Source organism: Halorubrum sp. Atlit-28R, assembly GCF_003665955.1.
Classification (GTDB): domain Archaea; phylum Halobacteriota; class Halobacteria; order Halobacteriales; family Haloferacaceae; genus Halorubrum; species Halorubrum tropicale.
In genome coordinates this window covers 1-526 of sequence record NZ_QPLS01000133.1, presented here as the reverse complement: position 1 = coordinate 526, position 526 = coordinate 1, and the positions used below count along the sequence as shown (strand labels likewise).

The window sequence follows — 526 nt, the reverse complement described above, 5'->3', positions numbered from 1 at the left end:
CTGCGACCGATTTCCGTCGACAACCCTCGGTCGTGACGTGCCGCAGTCAGTGGAGCGCCCGTCCGCTTTCGCTGGTCCTGATCGTGAGTTCTCCATTCAGGACCGTGGTCGATTCGTTGTTCGTCAATAACGAGTCCACAGTCTTCACAGACAGTTTCAACGCTGTTCGTTCTTACTTGGCCGCTGCATTCGGGACACGGTGTGTTGTCGGTCGGTCTATCCTCGTCGAAGCTCGTCGTGTAGATGTCTCTCGTTGCCATTGGTCTCACCGAGGGAATTCGCGTTATGTCGAGCCCCTCACCCATTTAGGGGTCAATTAACGCTATCGAGGACGAATCTCGGATCAGTTGGATTGGGGCTCAGACGATAGTGCTTGAGTCACTGCAGTCTACCCCTCTACAACGGAGTGACGAGCCCAATGAGTGCCGAGGCCTCATAACTAACGTTAGTATTTCTTTGCTGAATGCACTAGTGTATATCGGTGTTTTAACCGATGGTTTGGATTTTAAAATTCTGTTTCTGGACA

At 51.7% G+C, this 526-nt stretch carries 1 protein-coding gene; it reads right to left on the bottom strand.

Going from position 1 to position 526, the window contains the following annotated elements:
- Nucleotides 1-260 (bottom strand): transcription initiation factor IIB family protein (locus DVK06_RS17175; RefSeq protein ID WP_199718773.1); only part of this gene is annotated, 260 nt, incomplete at its 3' end.
- Nucleotides 261-526 lie beyond the last annotated feature (266 nt).